Source organism: Phaeobacter piscinae (genome assembly GCF_002407245.1).
GTDB classification, from domain to species: Bacteria; Pseudomonadota; Alphaproteobacteria; order Rhodobacterales; family Rhodobacteraceae; genus Phaeobacter; species Phaeobacter piscinae.
Map to the genome: position 1 here is coordinate 105,970 of NZ_CP010681.1, position 18,164 is coordinate 124,133.

Sequence of the window (18,164 nt, forward strand, 5' to 3'; positions counted from 1 at the left end):
TCAGCCCCGGTAGAGCGCTTCGGCATGGAAGGAGACATGATCCTCCATGAAGGTGGAGACAAAGAAATAGCTGTGGTCATAGCCGGGCTGCATCCGCAAAACCGCCTGCTGGCGGCGCGCCGCGGCTGCCTGCGCCAGTGCCTCGGGCTGCAGCAGATCGAGAAACTGGTCTGATGTTCCGGTGTCGATCAGCATAGGCCCGTCAAAGCCGCTATCCTGCATCATCAAGGTGGCATCGTGACGAGCCCAGGCCGCCTCGTCCGCGCCAAGGTATGCAGACAGCTGTTTGCGACCCCAGTCACTGGCGGAGGGGTTGCAGATTGGTGCGAAGGCCGACACCGACCGGAACCGGCCCGGCAGGTTCATCGCCATGGTCAGCGCGCCATGTCCGCCCATGGAATGACCGGTGATCGACTGGCGGTCCATATCCAGCGCAAACTGTTCGCCGAGCAGAGCGGGCAGTTCTTCGGTGATATAGTCCCACATCTGGAAATGCGGAGCCCAGGGGGCCTGTGTGGCATTCACGTAGAAACCAGCGCCCTGACCCAGATCGTAGGCCTCATCATCGGCGACCCCTTCGCCACGGGGGGAGGTATCGGGGAAAACCATGGCGATGCCCTGTTCGGCGCACCAGGCTTGCGCCCCGGCCTTGGTCATCGCGTTTTCATGGGTGCAGGTCAGCCCGGAGAGATACCACAGCAGCGGAACCGGGCCGTCGGCGACTTCCTCCGGCAGGAACAGCCCAAAGGTCATGTCGCAATTGGTGCTGCTGCTGGCATGGCGATAGACGCCTTGCACGCCTCCGAAGGCGGCATTTTCCGAGACGGTTTCCATGGGGCGACTCCTTTGTTCCTTGTTGGTCTATCGCTACCTGTGGTCAGCCATAGCGTCCAGTGACTGCGCGTCTGCGGCTCTTGTTTTTGCGACATATGATTGCAAAAACCTGAAGACTGCGGTCTCTGGCGGTCTGAAGTGCTGGCCTGATCCGCCCATCAGGGCGCTTGGCACGTGTTAGGGCAGCGTCAGGACTGAAACCCAGGCGATCACCATCGGCAATGTCAGGATGGAGAGGGTCGTTGAGAGCAGAATTGCGGCGGAGGCCCGATGCGGTGCGACGCCATAGTGCTGGGCCAGCATGTAGACATTGCCAGCAACCGGTAGCGCAGAGGCGGCAATTGCAACCGCCGCGGCATAAGGATCGACCGGGATAAGCAGCAGTAGACAGAGGGCCACAGCGGCCGGATGCAACACCAGTTTGGCAAAGCTGAGCCAGCTGGCGATCTGGACCCGTTCTGCGGATTTCGACGCCAGAGAGGCCCCAATGGCAAAGAGCGCGCCCGGCGTCGCCGCATCGCCAAGCAGCGCCAGAAACGCATTGGCAGGCGTCGGAATCGGCAGGGCCAGAGCCGACCATATCAGCCCGGCGCAAATGGACAGGATCATCGGGTTCTGCAGCAGCCCCCGTCCAACCAGCCGAAGCGTATCACCGCCGAACCCGCTGCCACGCCCGACGTTTATCAGGACCACGATCAGGGAGGAAAACACCACCAGATCGACGCTGAGGATCAGCATCATTGGTCCTACTGAGGCAGGACCGAACAGCAGAACCATCATCGGCAAGCCAAGAAAACCAACATTGCCGATGGCTGCACATTGCGCCTCAACCGCGGCGGTCTGCATATCGAGACGCCGCAGAAGCGCTACCAGCGTGGTCAGGACATAGACCGCCATCGTGCCCAGCAGGTAACCGAGGATCAGCCGTGGGTCGAAGATTTCGGAGAAGGACAGATTGGCGGCAAACCGAAAAATCATCGCCGACAATGGAAAGTAGAAGACAAATTTAGTCAGGCTCGCAGTCGCCTCCTCGGAGAAGAAACGGCTGCGCCCGGCCCAGTATCCAAGGCCAATAATTGCAAAAAACGGAAGTGTTCTCAGAAATATATCGAGCATCGCCGCAATTGGTAACCTGAATTGACCAACGCGGAAAGAGGGTTCTGTCTCCGTCGGGAACGAGTATTTGGTCCCGTATCGAACCCGGCACTTGGGTTTCCACGGACTGCCCTATCCATCGGCACTGCAATGCCGATGGGTCTGGCGCGCAGCCGTGCTGGTGGCAGAGCTGTTGCCTGTGTCGCAACGTTCTGAGAGCAGGTTTATTTCCCTTGCGTGCGCGGCGCGCTAACTCACAGGGTGTCAAGGTGTTACAAATGGGCGTGAGGCAATGCTTGACCTCATTTGCGAATGTGTAGATTGGACCCGAGATCTGCGACATATCCGGTCGCACCCGACGCCACAGCAGAGAGTATGGATGAACCAGCCAGCCGCCATTCCCCGTAAGGGCCGAAAATATGACCAGGTGCTTCAGGGCGCGCGGGATGTATTCATGGCCCATGGGTTTGAAGGCGCCAGCGTTGATGATATCGCCCGCAAAGCCGGTGTTTCTAAGGCGACGCTCTACAGCTATTTTCCGGACAAGCGCCTGCTGTTCATGGAGGTTGCCCGCCACGGGTGTGCCCGTCAGGCGGATAGGGCGGTAACGATCGCGTCGGGCTGTTGCGAGCCAGAGATGGCGCTGCGCGAGGCGGGTCATCATATCCTCTCAGTGATCCTGTCGGAATTTGGTGTGAAGATGTTTCGCATCTGCGTTGCCGAGGCGGACAGGTTTCCCGACCTGGGGCGGCGGTTCTATGAAAGCGGGCCTGCGACCGTTCGGACCCAGCTGCGAGAGTATCTGGCGGAGGCAACATCACGTGGCGAACTGAAGATCGACGATCTGGATCTGGCTGCGGATCAGTTTGCCGAATTGTGCCGCGCGGATATGTTCTTGCGCTTGCTGTTCAATATCGAAGCTGAGATCGGACTGCAGGAGCGGGAGCGGGTGGTCGATGCGGCGATCACCACATTCCTCGCTCGTTATGGCGCGTCTGCCTAAATTTTAGACGACGGACCGGAGGGGCCTTAGTGGGTGGTAAATTCCCTGGGCGTGTTGCGATAGATCTGGTGGCAGTTGTGACAGGCAGAGATCAGCCTTGGCAAACTGCGTCTTAGTCCTGAGGCTGAGCGGGTATTCAGCGCGCGCGCTGCTTTTTCAGCATCATCGGCATGGCGTTTGAAATCAGCCCAGTTCGTCCAAATGCCACCGCGCGCGTGTGACGAGAGATCTGTCACGTCGCGGCGGAAATGGCGTGGAATGCGGCGTGTCGACCGGACCAGGGCGCGGCGCGCCGCACGGGCACCGGATCGATCAAACGCGATATAATCCCGCGTCATTGCGGTGAGATCCTGAAGCGCCTTTTTCTGGCTGCTCATCAGGGCGATGCGCTCGGCAACATATTTGTTCGGTGCGGGGCTTTCTGCCTCAACCTTGCCCGCGAGCAACAGCAATGCCGCCATCAGCAACAGACTACTCAACACCGCAAAGAGAGGGATCAGAAGTTGGCGGGTGTTCGGAGACACTGCGACGACCCGCGCCGGGTGGGTGCTGTCCTTTGTCAGGTGGAGTGTCATCGCCTGCTGTTTCCCTAACCAGATGTGTCGCAAGGCCGCCAGATTATGCGGATCAGGTTAGATCGCGGTTAATGCGCAAACGGACTTCCAACAGCGAACTGTTCGACGGCGGGCGAAATGTTTGTACTGGGCCTGATCCCGGGCGCTGGGTTAGTCTCTGTGCATGAGTACGCCACGATTTGATATTCTGGGCCAGGCCCTGGCCGATGCCAGCCGCACCCGTATGTTGTGCGAATTGCTGGATGGGCGGTCCTACACCAACAAGGAGCTGGCCTCAGCCGCAGGTGTCACCCCGCCCACTGCCACCGCGCATTTGCAGATGTTGCAGTCCGCAGGTCTGGTGGTGGCCGAAAAGCGCGGGCGCTGTGTGTTTCACCGATTGGCCAGTGCGGAGGTGGCCCATACCCTCGAACAGTTGGCGGCGATTGCGCCGTCGGATCATCTGCATCGCGCACAGCAGCGCAAGGCGGGTCAGTTGGCACCGCTCCGTAGCTGTTACGACCATTTTGCAGGCCCGCTGGCTGTGGCGATGACTGCGCGTTTCATTGAGCTGGGCCTTCTGGTTGAGCGCAACGGAGGGTTTGAGGTGATCCCGGCGACAGAATGGGACAGGTTTGGCGTGGTGCTGCCTGACCAGCCGGGACGGCAGCCATTTGCCCGCCCTTGTATGGACTGGACCGAACGGCGTCTGCATATTTCAGGCGCTTTAGGGCGTCAGTTGCTGTCCCACGCGCTGGATGCGGGGTGGGTGAAGCGCCAGTCCGTTAAACGGGGCTTGTTGCTGACGACGCCCGGTCGGGCGGCATTTGAGCAGATCATTGGCCTGGATACGCGGTCTGTTGTGCCCGAACTTTCGCCGTCCTGAGGGCGGCGCAGCACGGTCGATCAGCAATAATGCTTGATTTGCGGGCTGTTTGGCGCGACGCTGTTGATATGAGCTTTGACCAAGTGCAGCCCTTCGCATCGTTTTCTGACCCGCAGCAGGTTGCCTTTCATCGGACCGAACTTTCGGTGATCCTGTCGCTCTATGGTCGTATGGTTGCCGCCGGGGAATGGCGGGACTACGGCATTTCCACCCTGCGGGATCTGGCTGTATTTTCGGTGTTTCGCCGCACGGCTGAGCACCCATTGTACCGGATCGAAAAGCGACCCAAGCTGCGCAACCGGCAAGGACAATATGCGGTTGTCGGCATGGATGGTCAGATCCTGAAACGTGGACATGATCTGCGAATGGTGCTGCGGGTGCTTGAGCGTAAGCTGATCAGATCGGTGACCTGACGGCCTGACACGCGTTTGCACGGCAGCGGGTTTCGCCTCAGAGGATGACGCGCCGATGGCCGGTGACCGGTCCATCACCCTCTGACATGATCCGTTCCACGGCTGCAGCGACAGGCTCCAAGGCGACGGCCATGTGATAGGCGTTTGCATGGATCATGGTTTCGGGATCCTGCACCAGTGCCACGTGCCCCTTCCAGAACAGCAGGTCACCCGATTGCAGATCGGTGGGCACAGCTGCGTTGCCAAGCGGGATATCGTCGCCCAACTCATGCTCTTGCTGGTCACTGTCACCGGGGCAAGCCACCCCGCAGGCCAGCATCGCCGCCTGAACCAGACCGGAACAGTCGATGCCCCAGCGGCTGTTGCCGCCCCAAAGATAAGGGGTCCCAAGGAACAGCTGCGCGACAGCGACCGGATCCTTGTCGGTCTGCGAAATTGGCTGCAGATGATGCCGGGGGACGTAGCCCTGATTTGTTTCAGCAAATTTCTCGCCGAGGCTGGAGACGCGCAGCCTGCTGCCGTGGCTGAGGCTGCAGAGATCTGCGGATTTCATATCTGCAGTGCTATAGGCATGGGTCGCCGGGGTGCAGATCCGATGCGTGACGGGCTCGGGGGACTGTTCCAGCGCCGAGGTCGGGATATAGCCGACATAGCGATCCGCAACGGCCTGCACGAAGGCCCAGCCGTCATGGTCATCGTAGATAGTGACCTCAGCCCCCAAGAGCAGTTGCCGATCCCTTGGTCCGTCCGGGCGCCGCAGGAGATTTACGACCGGTAGACAAACCTGTGCAGGCTGGCCCTCAACGATCTGCCTACCATCGGGATCCAGAGCCAGATGTGCGGCGACTACGCGGTCGTTTGCGGGTGTGCGGCGGGGATCCATCGTCCTATCCTTCAGAGTTTCAGCATCTGAGGGAGCGCCTCGAACACAGCGCGCGCGCCTTGCAATGCACCACCTTTGGGGCGCGCCGGGGCTGCGCTGGGGGTCCAGCCATAGATATCGAAATGCATGTAGCGGTGTTCTTCGGCAAAACGGCGCAGGAACAGGGCTGCGGTGATTGAACCGGCGAAACCGCCGCTGGGCGCATTGTCCAGATCGGCAATCTGCGGCTCGATCATTGCCTCATAAGGGGCGTGGAAGGGCATGCGCCAGACCGGGTCGGCGACCTTGGCTGCTGCCGCGTTGATGGCATCCGCATCAGCGTCAACATCCGTATAAAACGGCGCGAGATCCGGACCGACGGCAACGCGGGCCGCACCGGTCAGTGTTGCCATGGAAATCAATAGATCGGGCGTCTCCTCCGCCGCATAGGCCAGCGCATCGGCCAGTACCAGCCGACCTTCGGCATCGGTATTGTTGATCTCTACGGTCAACCCGTTGCGGGCGGTCAGCACATCGCCGGGGCGGAACGCGTTGGCAGAAACACTGTTCTCGACCGCCGGGATAAGCACACGTAACGCGACGGGCAGCTGCAGCGCCATGATCATATGGGCCAGTCCCAATACATTGGCCGCGCCGCCCATATCTTTCTTCATCAACCCCATACTGCTGCCGGGTTTGAGGTTCAGTCCGCCAGTGTCAAAACAGACGCCTTTGCCCACAAGTGTCAGCTTGGGGCCGGTGCTGCCCCAGCGCATCTCCAGCAAGCGTGGGCGGCGGTCAGAGGCGCGGCCGACGGTATGGATCATCGGGAAATTCTGCGCCAGAAGGTCCTGATCTGCGATCACATTGATGCTTGCGCCATGTTGGTCGGCAAGTGTCTGGGCTGCCTCCTGCAGCTCTGCCGGCCCCATGTCTGCCGCAGGTGTGTTGATCAGATCCCGTGTCAGGAATTCCCCCGCAGCGAGGGCTTCGAGCCGGGCGCTATCCACACCCTCGGGCGCAATCAGATGTGTCTCGGCGTCTCGCCCTCGTTTGTAGCGGTCAAACCTGTACTGGGCGAGCAGCCAACCCAGGCACTCTGCCGGGCGGTCCTCTTGGGCAATGCCTTCGGCGAGATGGTATGTGCCCTTGGGCAGTTTGGACAGTGCACCGGCCAGGACAAAGCGGCGCCGCGCGCGGTCTTTCTCCGTACCATATCCGACCAAGGCTTGCTTTGGCTGACCATCTTTGTCCGGGAGGGTAAGGACCTGCCCAATGGCACCCTTAAACCCGTTGGCGTGCGCCCAGGTCGTAGTCTCGGCCGGTGCTTTGGCCAGCCAACCCTCGCAGGTGTTCTGATCCAGCACATGCAAAGCGATGCTTGCGGTGTCCGGTTTGGCAAAGGCAGGATGCTTGGCAGAGGGCATAGCAGGATACTCCGGCTCGGGGGGGGCGATTTGATCGTCACAGTATCTGCCACAGCGCTGTCTGCAAGCCCTGCAGTTGGCGGGGCGACCCGCTGTTTCCAGCGGGTGCCGCTGGTGAATTTTTGTTGATAGAACGCCGACAAAGGCCCTGGAAAGAGCCCGGACGCATAACTTACGTCACATCGAAACCAATATGTGGTGCGCAGTCTACCCTGGGTCTGACAGGTGGAGACAGGCTCCGTCGGCGGCAGATCCGCTGTCAGACGTATCTGAGCACGTGTCCCCCCAGGATCACGCGTCAGACTGAAAGGTCTTGTTGCTCCCAGACGGCGGTTAGGGATCGTTCTCCAATCCGCATCAATCGGAACAGGGTCGCAGACACCGCTGCGAAATCGTCGATATCAATCGCCCCGGTCACATCACGCGCGACCTGGGCCATTGCTGTCATCCCGATCTGATCAGCGATGGCGATCAGCGATCGCGCGCTTTTGCGCAGGTTGGCCATATCGTTTTGCCGCCACAGCCGTTCACAATGAGACAGGCGTACGGCCAGTTCCTCAATCGCGCGACAGACCACATCTTCGGCCCCTGCTTCGCCAAGTTGCGCATAGAGATCCGACAATTTGTCGGAGTCCAGGCGCACGTTTTCTTTGTGTATTACAGTGAGTATTTGAGCCACCACATTAAACCCCATTTATTCATGCCCCCACGGCACGGGCCAAACTTGCGCCTCAGAAGTTGTCAAAAGGTTTCCAAGCAGGTGGTCAAATCTCTCGAATTTGCTAACAATCCTTGATAACAGACCTGCCAGAGGTCAATCGAGGAACAACAGATGCAATTTGCCAAACCCCTGCCGAGCTATCTGGTGACGCGCTATCACGGGTGGAAAGCCACGACCTATAGCGACAATCAGGGCTGGTACCGGCGGCTTGCCAGTGAGGGCCAGCGCCCGCGCGCGATGGTTATCTCCTGCTGTGACAGCCGGGTGCATGTCACCTCGATTTTCGGCGCCGATCAAGGCGAGTTCTTCATCCACCGCAATATCGCGAATCTGGTGCCGCCCTATCAGCCGGACGGTGACCATCACGGGACCAGTGCGACCGTCGAATACGCCGTCACCGTTCTGAAAGTGGCGCATCTGATCGTATTGGGTCATTCACAATGCGGCGGCGTGCAGGGCTGTATCGATATGTGCAAAGGCCACGCGCCTGCCCTGGATGCCCAGGAGAGCTTCGTCGGGCGTTGGATGGATATCCTGAAACCGAAATTTTCGCTGGTTGAGGATATTGAGGATACCGATACCCAGGCGCGTCAGTTTGAGCGTCAGGCGGTTGTGGCATCGCTTGAAAACCTGATGACCTTCCCGTTCATCGACAGCGCCGTACGTGATGGCACATTGAGCCTGCATGGTCTGTGGACTGATATCGGCGAAGGCGGGCTGGAGTGCTATGAACCGCGAAGCGGAAATTTCCAGCAAGTCTGAGTCGCGCAGCTGGACGGCGGGTCGGGGTGGCTCTCAGGCTGTCGTCCTGTCTGAGGCCGCCATCCGCAGTGCGGCCTGGGTATAGCCGCCAGAGGCGCCATCGATGAAGTGGACATGATCGTCGCGCATCACCGATGGAACAATGCAGGTCACCAGCGCCTCATCCTGTTCGTGGAGCCCGTATCGGGCATGACCGGCGGTCGCGGCTTTCTCCAGGATCCGCGTAATGTCGTCGCGCACTTGTGGTGGGCAGTCGAGCGTCAGCTTAAGGCCATCGTCGAATTTGCGAAAATCGGCATTGGCCACCAGCATCCTGCGATAATGCTGCGCATCAAAACTGCCTAGCGGGCGCTTTCGGCTAAGGGCATACGCGGCCAATGTTGTCTGAATAAACAGCTGAGCCTTGCGCAGGATCAGAGCAGTCTTCCCGCGTGAGATCTTGGCCTCAAGGGTAAGGCCCGGCGGCGGGAAGCTAAAGCTTGGCCCCCCTTCCGGTACCGGATGGCCATTGCGCTGTAGCTGGTCCCCCACGGCCAGAATATCACCGGCAATTTTTGCAAAATCCTTGGCAGAGGCGGTCGGTTCGGGTTGCACCACCACCGAAAGGATCAGGCCGTTGCGGGCCGGTATTGTGTTCCAGCGGCAGGACAGGCCGGTCAGATCCGGTGGATCGGGCAGGGGGGCGGGCGGCACTTCAAAGCCGCCGAGCTTCATTTGCCGTTCGGCCCAGTTCAGGCCACCACCCGCGAACATCGCATAGTCAGCGGCTTCGGATACAGCGTAGCGGGCCACAGCAACATCCAGCCCCTCGGCCCGGATCCAGGACACCGGCAGCAGAGCCGCCCGCAAGTCGATGTCAAACTCCGCGCTGGCCCAGCTGCGCAACCGAGCCAAGGTGTCACGGGCAGTGTCGGCATGTTCAGGGCCAACTGCAAAGGAGGCCCCGTCACCGCCAAACACATAGGGAAAAGGCACACCCTGCAAGGCGTTTATCATGGCTGCGATCACCGAGGCTCCGATGGTATTCACCGTCTTGTAGCGCCCGGATGCGATCAGATCGGTGGAATTGACGATATCGCAGCATCCCACCATCCAGTCTCTGGGCAGCGGTGTAAAAGCGCCCGCCCGTGTCAGGCCGGCGAAATCGCGGCTGGGCGAGAGGCTTTGGTAGAAACCATCCTGTGTCATATGCGATCCGTTCATCCTGCAGACACCATAGCCTAGCGCGACTGTGACGCACGACCAATCACGGCTAAGTGGTTTCGCGCTCTTGTGAATTGGTGCGAAATCGCCACTGTGGACCGATCAGATTTCCGGCCCGGGTCATGTGCCGGGGTCGCGCAGCTTAGTCGGGGGATTTCATGCAGGTGGGGCTGATTATCTTATGTCTGGGCTATGTGCTCAGCCAGTTCTTTCGCGCATTTCTGGCGGTGCTCAGTTCTGCCCTTCAAACCGATCTGGGCGCTTCGCCGGAGGATCTTGCCTTTGCCTCCGGGCTTTGGTTCCTGACCTTCGCCGTCATGCAGCTGCCGGTGGGGTGGGCGCTGGATCGTATCGGGCCAAACCGTACTGCCGCAGCGTTGTTGCTGCTTGGCGGGGGCGGCGGTACGTTGGTGTTTGCGCTGGCCAGCCAGCCGGTTCACATCAGCCTTGCGATGGTCCTGATCGGGGTGGGATGTTCGCCTGTCCTCATGGCATCCTATTACATATTCGCGCGCGAATATCCGCCGCGCCGCTTTGCGACACTGGCGGCCTTGATGCTGGGTGTTGGTTCCCTTGGGAACCTGGTGGCGTCCTATCCGACCGCGCTTGCGGTTGAGGTCCTGGGATGGCGCGGCACATTGTTTGGGCTTGCGGGGATCTCGACTGCGGTAGCGCTTGGTATTGCGCTGACAGTGAAGGACCCGGCGCGGGTTGAGATGAGCGATGGCCCGAAGGGCTCGGTGCTGGATATTCTGCGCATGCCGGTGCTTTGGCCGATATTCATCATGATGTTTGTGGCCTATGCTCCGTCGGCTGCGCTCCGTGGCTTGTGGATCGGCCCGTATATGAGTGATGTCTTTGGCCTTGGATCTGAGGCGATCGGGGTCGCCAGTCTGGTGATGGGGGTTGCGATGATTCTCGGCACCTTTGCCTATGGGCCGCTGGATCGGCTTTTGGGAACACGCAAAGGTGTGGTGCTTGGCGGCAATCTTCTGGCCTGTGCGGCGTTGGGTGGCTTGATGCTATTCATCGACGGGCCGGTGCCATTGGTGGTGGCTCTGATGGCGGCTGTTGGTTTTTTTGGTGCGGCCTTCCCGGTCATTCTGGCGCAGGGACGCGCCTTTGTGCCGCCGCATCTGGTGGGGCGGGGGGTGACCATGCTCAACTTCTTTGGCATTGGCGGCGTGGGAATCATGCAGTTCGCCAGTGGGCGTCTGCATGCGGAAACAACCGGAGCGGAGCTTTCCTTACCGTATTTTGTCATTTTTGGTTTCCTCCTCGCGTTTCTGGCGGCCGGGTGCGCAATATATCTGCTCAGCCGCGACAGCTTGGATTGATCTAGCCTTCCCTCGCGCGGGCTTTCCCGATAAGACACCGCAGCCGGTCACGAGGCCGGATACAATTGGAGAAACAAAATGGGTTATCGCGTCGTTATCGCGGGCGCCACGGGCAACGTGGGTCGCGAAATGCTGAATATTCTGGCGGAACGCCAGTTTCCTGTGGATGAGATTGCAGTTCTGGCGAGCCGCAAATCCCTCGGCACCGAAGTTACATTCGGCGACAAGACACTGACGACCCAGGACTTGGACACGTTCGACTTCGCCGGTTGGGATATGGCGCTGTTTGCCGTTGGCTCCGACGCCACCAAGAAATACGCGCCGAAAGCGGCTGCGGCTGGCTGTGTCGTTATCGATAACTCATCGCTGTACCGCTATGATCATGACGTGCCGCTGATCGTGCCTGAGGTGAACCCGCAGGCGGTGCACGGCTATGCCAAGAAGAACATCATCGCCAACCCCAACTGCTCCACCGCGCAGATGGTTGTGGCGCTGAAGCCGCTGCATGATCGTGCCAAGATCAAACGCGTCGTGGTGTCGACTTATCAGTCTGTGTCCGGCTCCGGCAAAGATGCGATTGACGAACTGTGGGATCAGACCAAGGCGGTCTACAACCCGACACAGGATGTACCGCCGAGCGTCTACACCAAGCAGATTGCCTTCAACGTGATCCCGCACATCGATGTTTTCCTGGACGACGGCTCGACCAAGGAAGAGTGGAAGATGGTCGCTGAGACCAAGAAGATCGTTGATCCCTCAATCAAGGTCACCGCGACCTGCGTGCGGGTGCCGGTTTTTGTCGGTCACTCCGAAGCGATCAACATCGAATTCGAAGACTTCCTCGATGAAGACGAGGCCCGTGACATCCTGCGTGAAGCACCAGGTATCATGGTGATCGATAAGCGCGAAGACGGCGGCTACGTGACGCCCGTCGAATGTGTCGGTGATTTCGCAACCTTCATCAGCCGCATCCGTCAGGATTCGACCCTGGATAACGGTCTGAACCTGTGGTGTGTCAGCGATAACCTGCGCAAGGGTGCTGCTCTGAATGCGGTTCAGATCGCCGAGCTTCTTGGACGTGAAGTTCTGAAAAAAGGCTAAAAACCTATCCATTCAGATAGTGGGGCTGCTTCGAAAGAGGCGGCCCCTTTACCGTTTGTACAGCTGTTCTTGCCAGCCTTGATGCCACTAGTCTGATGGGGGTTAGACAACGGTAAAGGGGGTTAGACCATGGTGGAAAAACAATCAGCGCAAGAGATCGCAGAGGGTGAGCACATCAGCGCGGGGGAAAGCGCCTGGGCCACCGCACGCAATAGTTCGCGGCTGGACGCTGAGATGGCGGCACAGCTGAGAATGGTCCTGAGCGAGAGTTTCCGCACCGCAAAGACCTGGCTAGAGTTGATCCGCGCGCTGCGCATCAAGGGGTTCTACTTGGAGCGGAAAGACGGGCGCATGCGCCTGCGGGACGCCCATAGCCATGTTGAAATCTGCACCTGCCGGTTTCTGGGCTTCCCAGGGGGAGAACTGGAAACGCGTTTCGGCGAACCTTTGCCTGAATAGCTCTGAGAGGCCCCAGATACAAAGGGGTGGTAGGCAGGCAGTCGCGGATGCAACTGGTCACAGCGCCGATGCGTCTCTAGGTTCGGTGACAGGCGAGGCATTGCCCCGCAGTGTTCATCAGTCGAGAGAAATTATGCGATCTGCTTTTTCAAATATGACCTTTGGCGCGACGTTTGCCGTGACCACATGTGTTGCCACAGCTGCGGTTTCGGACGTTATACAAGTCGACAGCCAGATTTCAGCGGTCACGCTGTATCCGGGGCTGGCGCAGATTACCCGGACCGCCGATGTGGTGTTGCCTGCGGGGCAGCACGAGCTGATCCTGCAAGGCGTGCCGCAAAGTGCGGAGACCGCGAGCCTGCAGGTTCAAATAGACGGCGCCCGCAGGATCAGTACCCGGGTGCGAGATGAGTTCGTTCCGCCGCGTGACGCGTCGACACCGGAGATTGAGGCCGCCGAAGCGCGCATAGATGAGATCGAAGCACAGATCGCTGCGGTGGAAGATGAGGCGGCGCGCGCACGGGCCGCGGCCCAAGCGGCGCGCAGTTCTATTCATTTCTTGGAGCAGCTTGGCAGCAATGACGGGCTTGTGGGTACAGATGCCGCTGCGCTTGCCGATATCGCCCTGATGATCAGCCGTCGTGCAGCCGAAAATCACCGCCAGATCGTTGATGCCGAGGCTGAGGCCCGCAATAAGGAGCAAGCGCTCGTCACCTTGCAGGAAAGTTTGACCGAGGCGCGCACCGCGCTTGCGGCTCTGTCGCTAGAGGACGAGGACCGCCTCTATATTGAGGTAACGGTTGAGGCAGCGACTGCGGGTGAGGCCTCAATCCGCATGCAGTATCTGACTGAAGGGGCTGGCAATATCGGCTGGTCTCCGAGCTATGAGTTGCATCTCGCAACCGGTGGTGATCCTGAGCTGACGTTGAACCGCAGCGTGATCTTGTCCCAGGACACGGGGGAAAACTGGCAGGACGTTGCGCTGACGCTGTCGACGGCGGAACCTTTGGGGCAATCAGCGCCCTTACGGCTTTTCCCACAGCTGCGGCGGATCGAGAAGCCAATGCCCGAGCCAACTTCGAAACAGCGGCTGTCATCTGATATGGAATTGGATCTTGCGAACGAGCCTATTATCGAAGCGGCTGTGGTGGTTGAGGAGATATTTCGGCAATGGTCTGTCGACCGCAGTGGCGTCGCCGCGGTCTATGGGTTTGATACGCCGGTCTCCATCGCATCAGGGGCAGAGGCGCTGCGGTTGGAGATGGATAGCCTGAAGACCGCCGCGACGCTCACCGCCCAGGCAGTGCCGCTGCGCAATGAGACCGCTTATCGGATGGTACGCTTCACCAATGAGTTTGGTGAACAGCTTCTGGCTGCGACGCAGGCCGCCCATTTCGTCGACGGAAAGTTGATCGCTGTCGCAGATTTTGCCGGTCTGGCACCGGGAGCGGAGGCGGATTTGGGTTTTGGCGCAATCAAAGGTCTGACCCTAAGTCGCGATATTCTTGACCAGAGCGAGGGGGAGCAGGGGCTGATTTCGCGCAACACTGAACAAGTCCGCCGGGTCGAGATTGAGGTGGAGAACCTCACGAACCGTGCCTGGCCGCTGCGCCTGCTGGACCGTGTCCCCTATTCCCAGCAAGACGCGCTGGAGATTACCTGGGACGCTCGCCCTGCACCGACTGAGGAAAACGTCGAGAAACAGCGTGGTATCCTGGCCTGGGATATGGAGATTGCGGCGGGTGCGGCCGAAGTGATCGAGATCGAGACGGAGCTGAGCTGGCCCGAAGGCCAGATCCTGCGCTGATCTGCGCGCTAACGTTGGCCGCGCAGGCGGCCGACCACGCCACTGGGGAAGAAATAGACGCTGAGAATGAACAGCACCCCAAGCCACAAGAGCCACCTGTCCGGGCTGAGCAATTCGGGCAGCAGAGGCAATCCTTCGGTCATGCTGGAGAGAACGCCCATCAGGTTTTGCAGATAGTTCTGTGCCAGCACGAACAGAGTTGCGCCGATGACCGCGCCGTAGATGGTGCCCATGCCGCCAATGACGACCATCAGCAGAATGTCGATCATAATTGTCATCGACAGGGTGGTATCCGGCCCCACATAGCGCAGCCAGATCGCGTAGAGAGATCCCGACAACGCGGCGATCGCAGCTGAGAGGCAGGTGGCGGTGACGCGGTAGTAGACCACTTTGTAGCCAATCGCCTCCGCTCTGAAGTCATTCTCCCGGATCGCCTGCAGTACGCGGCCAAACGGCGAATTAACGACCCGCAGCAAGGCCAGGAACAGCAGCGCGCTGCCGCCGAAAATCAGGTAGTAGGTCAGCAATTTTCCGTTCAGTTTGACCCCGAACAATGCGCCGTCAAACGTCTCTTTGCCGAATTTGAACGCAGGCCCCAATTCGCGTGGGATCTTGAAGGTCAGCCCATCTTCGCCGCCAGTGAGCCCGGAGAGCTGGCTGACCAGAACCGCCACGGCAGAGGCAACAGCCAGCGTGATCATGGCAAAGAAGATCGCTCGGACCCGCAGGGAAAACAACCCGATCAGCAACGCCAGAACCGCAGCGAGCGCCGCCCCCGTGATAGACCCGATTGCCAGCGCGTCAAAGCCACGCCCCATATGGGTTGAGGTGAGAGCGACCCCATAGGCGCCCATGCCGAAGAACATCGTATGCGCAAAGCTGACGATACCGCCGTACCCCAGCAAGAGATCGTAGCTCGCCACCAGCACGATAAAAATGCAGATGCGCGCGGCTGTATCGACGGTGCGAACACCTGGGAACAAAAAGGGTGCGAAGGCCAGACAGGTCAGGATAACCGCAAGCAGCAGGGCCAGAACGCGGGAGCGCGGCAGATCGCCAGAGAGAAGGGTACGGATCATTTTGCCTTTACCACCGGGATCATGCCCATCGGCCGCCACATCAGGATGGCCACCATCAAGGCGATATTGGAAACTAGGGCCAGTTTCGGCTCAACGAAGGCGATGTAATTCTGTAGCAGCCCAACCAGCAGCGCGCCGATGAAGCAGCCCTCAACCGACCCAAGCCCGCCGATGATCACCACAATGAAGATCAGGATCATCGCCTGATTGCCCATATGGGCGGTGATCACCTCCTGATAGAGGCCCCACATAACGCCCCCGAGGCCGGCCAATGCCGATCCGGCGATGAAAACACCGATAAAAACCAGCCTCAACCGGTATCCCAGCGCCGCGACCATCTCCCCGTTTTGAACACCGGCCCGGACGATCAGGCCGATCTTGGTGCGGCGCAGGACAAACCGCATGGCGGCAAAGACTGCCAACCCAACGCCGACTGTGACCAACCGGTATTTCTCAATCGCGGCATCGCCGAAGGTGAGCGCGCCTTTTAGTGCTTCGGGGCGTGTGAAGTAGATTTCCTCTGGCCCCCATAGGACAATGATCAGCTGCTCTGCAATGATCAGCCCCCCCATGGTAACAAGGATCTGACTGAGGTGGTTGCCGTAGACAGGTTTGACAATCACCCGTTCGAAAGCCCAGCCCATGACGGCGGTTGCGGCCATAGCGGCAAGAACCGCAGCCAGGATTGCCAGCAGATTCAGCCCCAGCGAGGGGGCATTTGTCAGGTGACCCAGTGTCAGCAGGACGGAAATCCCGATGAAGGCTCCAACCGAGACAAAGGCGCCGTGACCGAAGTTAATGACGTCCATCAGGCCGAACACCAAGGTGAGCCCTGACGCCATCAGGAAGATCATCATCCCCATGGCCAGACCGGACACTGTGAGGGTCAGCCAGCTGGCCGGGTTCTGCACTGCGATCAGGCCGGCGATTGCCAAGACCGGAACCAGCATAAGCGGCGCATAAGGCGCCAGCCTGTCGGCCACCGAAGATCGAGCCATTGTTGGGCTGTGTTCAGGGGCTGTGCTCATCGGGCTATCTCCTGTCCGATGCAGCCATTGCGGGATATGTATCGACCGTCAGACATCATTCACTTCGCTTCCATGCTGAGGCCCATCAGCCGTTCCTGTAGGGTGGGATCGCCGGCCAGTTCGGCCATCTCCCCGGACCAGATCACGCGACCGTCGTCCATCACGTTGGCGGTATCGCCAAGTGCCTTTGCGACGGCGAAATTCTGTTCGACCATCAGGATTGAGGCCCCCTGATCCTTTAGATCCTTGAGCGCGCGGGCCATCGTGGAAATGATCGCAGGGGCCAACCCCTTGGTTGGTTCGTCAATCAGGTAGAGCTTGCGCTCTTCGATCATGGCGCGGGCAATCGATAGCATCTGTTTCTGCCCACCGGAGAGATTGCCGGCTTCGGAGGTCCAGAATGTCTTTAGCGGCGGAAATGCTTGAAAGATCCAGTCCAGACGCGCGGGATCAATGGGGCCGGAAACAGCGGCCAGCACCATGTTCTCCTCCACGGTCAGATCGGCGAAGATCCCCATGTCCTCGGGCACGAATCCCAGGCCTGATCGCGCTATATTGGCGGTGGGTATCCGGGTGATGTCATCGCCGTCAAAGAGGATACGCCCGCGATGAGCCCGCCAGTGCCCGATCACACTGCGCAGGGTCGTGGTCTTACCGACGCCGTTGCGCCCCAGCAGCATGGTAACGCCGCCGCGCGGCACGTGGAGATCGACACCCTGAAGAATATGGTACTGCGCAATATTCGTGTAGATCCCTTCAATCCGAAGGATCGGATCGCCGGTGGTCCCAGTCTGAGCAAGATCAGACATGATCCAAAACCCCCTCAAGTCCGCGCCCCATATAGGCCTCTTGCACGATGTCCGAGGCCATCACCTCGGCCGGGGCACCATCTGCCGCCAGCGCGCCATTGTGCAGAACGATAATGCGGTCGGCGAGCGTTCGGATCACATCCATCTTGTGCTCCACCAATAGGACAGTGCGGTCGCTCTGCGCTTTCAGGTCCGCGATGAGGTCCAGCACAACCGGGGCCTCATCGACACTCATCCCGGCGGTTGGTTCGTCAAACATGTAGATCAGCGGGTCGAGGGCAATCAGCAGAGCGACTTCCAGCTTGCGCTGATTGCCGTGGGACAGTTCTGAGACGATCTGGTTACGCTCCTCCAGAAGGCGCACACGGGCTAGGATATCTTCGGCCTGATCTATCAGGTCGGCGTGGCCTGTTACCATGGACCAAAGGTTGAATCCGCGCCCGGCTTTGGCCTGAACCACCAGGCGGACATTCTCCAGAACGGTCAGATCGGGAAACAAGTTGGTCATCTGAAAAGCGCGTCCGATACCGGCCTTCGTGCGGGTTGAAACGGAGGCGGTGCTGATGTCCTGACCGTTTAGCGCGACGCGTCCGGCGCTGGCCGGGATCTGCCCGGAAATCAGATTGAAATAGGTGGTCTTCCCAGCGCCGTTGGGACCGACGATGGCGGTCAGTTCACCGGCGTGAAAGGCACATGTAACGGCATCGACAGCCACGTGCCCACCAAAGCGTACAGTCAGATCATCGGTGGTCAGAAGGGGGGCAGTCATGAACGGATCCGTGTG

The 18,164-nt window shown here is 59.7% G+C and carries 19 protein-coding genes; 8 read left to right on the forward strand and 11 right to left on the reverse strand.

The window, feature by feature from the left end:
- Nucleotides 1-834 carry an S-formylglutathione hydrolase gene (gene fghA, locus phaeop14_RS00435; RefSeq protein ID WP_040178089.1) on the reverse strand — a complete coding sequence of 278 codons (834 nt, stop codon included), beginning with the start codon at nt 832-834 and terminating at the stop codon, nt 1-3.
- Between the two features lie 177 nt (nt 835-1,011).
- Nucleotides 1,012-1,950, reverse strand: a complete 939-nt coding sequence (locus tag phaeop14_RS00440) for an AEC family transporter (RefSeq protein WP_096788419.1) — start codon at nt 1,948-1,950, stop codon at nt 1,012-1,014.
- A 358-nt stretch (nt 1,951-2,308) separates the two neighbouring features.
- Between phaeop14_RS00440 and phaeop14_RS00445 the strand changes: the two genes are divergently transcribed.
- Nucleotides 2,309-2,932, forward strand: coding sequence for a TetR/AcrR family transcriptional regulator (locus tag phaeop14_RS00445; RefSeq protein ID WP_096788420.1), 624 nt, complete (start codon nt 2,309-2,311; stop codon nt 2,930-2,932).
- 26 nt (nt 2,933-2,958) lie between these two features.
- On the opposite strand, the gene phaeop14_RS00450 is transcribed toward phaeop14_RS00445, so the two are convergent.
- On the reverse strand, nt 2,959-3,507 hold the full coding sequence (locus phaeop14_RS00450) for a c-type cytochrome (protein WP_096788421.1): 549 nt from the start codon (nt 3,505-3,507) through the stop codon (nt 2,959-2,961).
- Nucleotides 3,508-3,670: 163 nt separating this feature from the next.
- Between phaeop14_RS00450 and phaeop14_RS00455 the strand changes: the two genes are divergently transcribed.
- The gene (locus phaeop14_RS00455) at nt 3,671-4,372 is read left to right on the forward strand and encodes an ArsR/SmtB family transcription factor (protein WP_193438254.1); all 702 of its coding nucleotides are present in this window, start codon (nt 3,671-3,673) and stop codon (nt 4,370-4,372) included.
- Nucleotides 4,373-4,440: 68 nt separating this feature from the next.
- Nucleotides 4,441-4,785 carry a DUF2794 domain-containing protein gene (locus phaeop14_RS00460; protein ID WP_173674603.1) on the forward strand — a complete coding sequence of 115 codons (345 nt, stop codon included), beginning with the start codon at nt 4,441-4,443 and terminating at the stop codon, nt 4,783-4,785.
- Nucleotides 4,786-4,822: 37 nt separating this feature from the next.
- On the opposite strand, the gene phaeop14_RS00465 is transcribed toward phaeop14_RS00460, so the two are convergent.
- The 3 genes from phaeop14_RS00465 to phaeop14_RS00475 form a co-directional block, all read right to left on the reverse strand.
- Complete coding sequence (locus tag phaeop14_RS00465; RefSeq protein WP_096788424.1) at nt 4,823-5,668, reverse strand: C40 family peptidase; 846 nt, start codon at nt 5,666-5,668, stop codon at nt 4,823-4,825.
- Between the two features lie 11 nt (nt 5,669-5,679).
- Nucleotides 5,680-7,074 (reverse strand): leucyl aminopeptidase family protein, encoded by a 1,395-nt coding sequence (locus phaeop14_RS00470; protein ID WP_096788425.1) that lies wholly within the window; start codon nt 7,072-7,074, stop codon nt 5,680-5,682.
- A gap of 298 nt (nt 7,075-7,372) precedes the next feature.
- Nucleotides 7,373-7,768 (reverse strand): hypothetical protein, encoded by a 396-nt coding sequence (locus phaeop14_RS00475; protein ID WP_175304789.1) that lies wholly within the window; start codon nt 7,766-7,768, stop codon nt 7,373-7,375.
- A gap of 138 nt (nt 7,769-7,906) precedes the next feature.
- On the opposite strand from phaeop14_RS00475, the gene phaeop14_RS00480 reads away from it, so the two are divergent.
- Entirely contained in the window at nt 7,907-8,557 is a 651-nt protein-coding gene (locus phaeop14_RS00480) for a carbonic anhydrase (protein WP_096788426.1), read from the forward strand.
- A 33-nt stretch (nt 8,558-8,590) separates the two neighbouring features.
- On the opposite strand, the gene phaeop14_RS00485 is transcribed toward phaeop14_RS00480, so the two are convergent.
- Nucleotides 8,591-9,745, reverse strand: a complete 1,155-nt coding sequence (locus phaeop14_RS00485; RefSeq protein ID WP_096788427.1) for a DUF3095 domain-containing protein — start codon at nt 9,743-9,745, stop codon at nt 8,591-8,593.
- A 173-nt stretch (nt 9,746-9,918) separates the two neighbouring features.
- On the opposite strand from phaeop14_RS00485, the gene phaeop14_RS00490 reads away from it, so the two are divergent.
- The 4 genes from phaeop14_RS00490 (at nt 9,919) to phaeop14_RS00505 (ending at nt 14,464) form a co-directional block, all read left to right on the forward strand.
- Nucleotides 9,919-11,097, forward strand: coding sequence for an MFS transporter (locus phaeop14_RS00490; protein WP_096788428.1), 1,179 nt, complete (start codon nt 9,919-9,921; stop codon nt 11,095-11,097).
- 78 nt (nt 11,098-11,175) lie between these two features.
- Nucleotides 11,176-12,198, forward strand: a complete 1,023-nt coding sequence (locus phaeop14_RS00495; RefSeq protein ID WP_024095654.1) for an aspartate-semialdehyde dehydrogenase — start codon at nt 11,176-11,178, stop codon at nt 12,196-12,198.
- Nucleotides 12,199-12,327: 129 nt separating this feature from the next.
- On the forward strand, nt 12,328-12,657 hold the full coding sequence (locus phaeop14_RS00500) for a hypothetical protein (RefSeq protein ID WP_096788429.1): 330 nt from the start codon (nt 12,328-12,330) through the stop codon (nt 12,655-12,657).
- 133 nt (nt 12,658-12,790) lie between these two features.
- Nucleotides 12,791-14,464: a DUF4139 domain-containing protein gene (locus phaeop14_RS00505; RefSeq protein WP_244905790.1), complete on the forward strand. Its 1,674-nt coding sequence runs from the start codon at nt 12,791-12,793 to the stop codon at nt 14,462-14,464.
- Nucleotides 14,465-14,472: 8 nt separating this feature from the next.
- On the opposite strand, the gene phaeop14_RS00510 is transcribed toward phaeop14_RS00505, so the two are convergent.
- Genes phaeop14_RS00510 through phaeop14_RS00525 form a run of 4 tightly spaced genes read right to left on the reverse strand, consistent with a single transcriptional unit; the run spans nt 14,473 to nt 18,149 of the window.
- Entirely contained in the window at nt 14,473-15,543 is a 1,071-nt protein-coding gene (locus phaeop14_RS00510; protein WP_040178076.1) for a branched-chain amino acid ABC transporter permease, read from the reverse strand.
- Entirely contained in the window at nt 15,540-16,571 is a 1,032-nt protein-coding gene (locus phaeop14_RS00515; protein ID WP_040171613.1) for a branched-chain amino acid ABC transporter permease, read from the reverse strand. Before phaeop14_RS00515 ends, phaeop14_RS00510 begins: the two co-directional genes overlap by 4 nt.
- Nucleotides 16,572-16,630: 59 nt before the next feature.
- Nucleotides 16,631-17,380: an ABC transporter ATP-binding protein gene (locus phaeop14_RS00520; RefSeq protein ID WP_096788431.1), complete on the reverse strand. Its 750-nt coding sequence runs from the start codon at nt 17,378-17,380 to the stop codon at nt 16,631-16,633.
- Nucleotides 17,373-18,149: an ABC transporter ATP-binding protein gene (locus phaeop14_RS00525; RefSeq protein WP_040178073.1), complete on the reverse strand. Its 777-nt coding sequence runs from the start codon at nt 18,147-18,149 to the stop codon at nt 17,373-17,375. The genes phaeop14_RS00520 and phaeop14_RS00525 overlap by 8 nt, the downstream gene beginning before the upstream one ends.
- Between the last annotated feature and the right edge of the window lie 15 nt (nt 18,150-18,164).

Bases quoted from the DNA above. Each gene is read 5' to 3' on its own strand.
- phaeop14_RS00490 (WP_096788428.1), top strand. From the start codon at position 9,919: ATGCAGGTGGGGCTGATTATCTTATGTCTGGGCTATGTGCTCAGCCAG.
- phaeop14_RS00485 (WP_096788427.1), bottom strand. From the start codon at position 9,745: ATGACACAGGATGGTTTCTACCAAAGCCTCTCGCCCAGCCGCGATTTC.
- phaeop14_RS00470 (WP_096788425.1), bottom strand. From the start codon at position 7,074: ATGCCCTCTGCCAAGCATCCTGCCTTTGCCAAACCGGACACCGCAAGC.
- phaeop14_RS00480 (WP_096788426.1), top strand. From the start codon at position 7,907: ATGCAATTTGCCAAACCCCTGCCGAGCTATCTGGTGACGCGCTATCAC.
- phaeop14_RS00440 (WP_096788419.1), bottom strand. From the start codon at position 1,950: ATGCTCGATATATTTCTGAGAACACTTCCGTTTTTTGCAATTATTGGC.
- phaeop14_RS00510 (WP_040178076.1), bottom strand. From the start codon at position 15,543: ATGATCCGTACCCTTCTCTCTGGCGATCTGCCGCGCTCCCGCGTTCTG.
- phaeop14_RS00465 (WP_096788424.1), bottom strand. From the start codon at position 5,668: ATGGATCCCCGCCGCACACCCGCAAACGACCGCGTAGTCGCCGCACAT.
- fghA (WP_040178089.1), bottom strand. From the start codon at position 834: ATGGAAACCGTCTCGGAAAATGCCGCCTTCGGAGGCGTGCAAGGCGTC.
- phaeop14_RS00455 (WP_193438254.1), top strand. From the start codon at position 3,671: ATGAGTACGCCACGATTTGATATTCTGGGCCAGGCCCTGGCCGATGCC.
- phaeop14_RS00500 (WP_096788429.1), top strand. From the start codon at position 12,328: ATGGTGGAAAAACAATCAGCGCAAGAGATCGCAGAGGGTGAGCACATC.
- phaeop14_RS00475 (WP_175304789.1), bottom strand. From the start codon at position 7,768: ATGGGGTTTAATGTGGTGGCTCAAATACTCACTGTAATACACAAAGAA.
- phaeop14_RS00520 (WP_096788431.1), bottom strand. From the start codon at position 17,380: ATGTCTGATCTTGCTCAGACTGGGACCACCGGCGATCCGATCCTTCGG.
- phaeop14_RS00460 (WP_173674603.1), top strand. From the start codon at position 4,441: ATGAGCTTTGACCAAGTGCAGCCCTTCGCATCGTTTTCTGACCCGCAG.
- phaeop14_RS00495 (WP_024095654.1), top strand. From the start codon at position 11,176: ATGGGTTATCGCGTCGTTATCGCGGGCGCCACGGGCAACGTGGGTCGC.
- phaeop14_RS00515 (WP_040171613.1), bottom strand. From the start codon at position 16,571: ATGAGCACAGCCCCTGAACACAGCCCAACAATGGCTCGATCTTCGGTG.
- phaeop14_RS00445 (WP_096788420.1), top strand. From the start codon at position 2,309: ATGAACCAGCCAGCCGCCATTCCCCGTAAGGGCCGAAAATATGACCAG.
- phaeop14_RS00505 (WP_244905790.1), top strand. From the start codon at position 12,791: ATGCGATCTGCTTTTTCAAATATGACCTTTGGCGCGACGTTTGCCGTG.
- phaeop14_RS00525 (WP_040178073.1), bottom strand. From the start codon at position 18,149: ATGACTGCCCCCCTTCTGACCACCGATGATCTGACTGTACGCTTTGGT.
- phaeop14_RS00450 (WP_096788421.1), bottom strand. From the start codon at position 3,507: ATGACACTCCACCTGACAAAGGACAGCACCCACCCGGCGCGGGTCGTC.